At 40.2% G+C, this 1,854-nt stretch carries 1 protein-coding gene; it reads right to left on the reverse strand.

Going from position 1 to position 1,854, the window contains the following annotated elements; genetic code table 11:
* Positions 1–57: 57 nt before the first annotated feature.
* Positions 58–1,734: an IS1634 family transposase gene (locus tag AN619_RS15175; protein ID WP_068558110.1), complete on the reverse strand. Its 1,677-nt coding sequence runs from the start codon at positions 1,732–1,734 to the stop codon at positions 58–60.
* Between the last annotated feature and the right edge of the window lie 120 nt (positions 1,735–1,854).

Raw genomic sequence — 1,854 nt, forward strand, 5'->3', positions numbered from 1 at the left:
CTCATATTCCGCTGAATACATCATAACTTTTTCATAATTTAATTCAGAACTTTTAAATTATGATGCACCTCTGATGTAGATGTTCTCAGGAATCCCTAAATAGCGCAAAATTGTTTTGACGTTAGGAGCCAGCTCCTTGCTAAAACCCCGATGGATCTGACCGTCAATAGTTATTGAGACGGTTGCTACTGAGTAGAAGATTCTATAAATCGCCAACAATGAGGGTTTCGTCATTTTTACCTTTCCAGGTCCGATGATAAAGGCCTTCTCCTGGGCTAGCTCACGACGAACAACGTACTCAGCAATACTGAGCAGGAGCATCAACAGGATCATCAAATAGCCAATAGCCTCTACACGGCGTGGTGAATCTACATAAAGAGAGTTGACAAACTGTGGCGATTTGAGAAACTGAAATTTGCGCTCTACAGCGCTTTGAGTCTTGTATTCACAAAGAATGGCTTTTGCTGATAAGTCCAGCTTGGTGGAAGCCACGACAAAAATACACTCCTTGAGAATGCTCGTTTCTATGGCAAGATCGTCTTGAATCACTTCAAAGCCTAGATGGTATGCAGCTCGCTTTACATCTTGTTCTGGATTCTTGCTGGGGCGACCTGGACGTCTTTTCTGGGAAGTGCTGATTTCAATCTTTACGTTGTGATAGCGAAGCTTTGAAAATGATCCTTTCTGAATTTTGGACATTTCAAGAACAGCATCTTCATGGCATACAAAAGAACGCTCTTTCATACTTGAGATTACTTTTTCTATATTTTCAAGCTCCTTGGCCACTTTCTTCATAATGGTTTCAGTTTTTGCAGGCTTGAGTTTTTCAGAATAACAGCTGGCCAATTTTAGTGACGTTTCGTGATAAATACATTCCGATTCAAAAACTTTGTAAACGGATGGATCCGTAGAGGTTTCAATTTCAACGATTGGCAGATCGGACAGTTTTTCCAGGGTTACCTCAATAGCAGCTTTTGTTTCCTTGACGTTATCTGGCATTCGCGTAATGACATGAACATTCAGCTGGTCGGCTTTTTCAAGAAATTCCTTGGTAAAAGCAGCACTGTCAGCAATATAGAAGAACTCATCTGAGTGTGTCTCAAATTGTTTTCTGAGCGCTGCTGCACGATCCAGATTATCAATGTTAAACCGCTTGTCATCTAAATCGCCGGAGAGGACTTGGCCATCGATGCAGATGCCTTGGGTAGTACCCATAGAGAATTTGATTTGTTTCTTGTCAAAGCGCTTTTGCTTAGAATATCCAAAAGAAATGTTGACCGCGCCCAGAATACCTTCGTCGGTTTTATACTCTCCCCACATAACTTTTGAAGTGGTGTCGAAATTCACGTTGGAAAGTTTAATGCCGTAACGTTTAAAAGCAGCAACAGCAACATCTGAGAGAATGGCACTACAGCCGTAATCGAACATGGCATCAAGAAAGCCGCCGAAGCGATCATCATTAAGCTTACAGGGATCGATTTTATGTCCTAATAGTGATTCCAAGTCAACACGTTCGAAATATTCATTCAATCTTGAAAGCGGATGATGGTCGTCTGCAATATTGATCAGCATCAACTGAGCCAACGTTCCATAAGAAATTTCAGGAGGTCTACCAGTATGCTGTTCAAGAGCCTGATTAAAGATATGGTCTAAGCCAATTTGCTGAGCTAAGCCTGCAATAAAACCAGCTTTACCATCAAAATGGGGCTGAATTTGGTCAAAATTGAAATTCATAGAATTCACCTCGAATACTTGATAATACAATTATTCGAGATAAAATCAAAAACTCCTTTTTGAAGCTCAGATATTTTCAAAATTATTTAAATTGGTAAAAATAGTTAGGCGGAATATGAG

This window comes from Thermotalea metallivorans, from assembly GCF_001562415.1.
Lineage (GTDB): Bacteria > Bacillota > Clostridia > Peptostreptococcales > Thermotaleaceae > Thermotalea > Thermotalea metallivorans.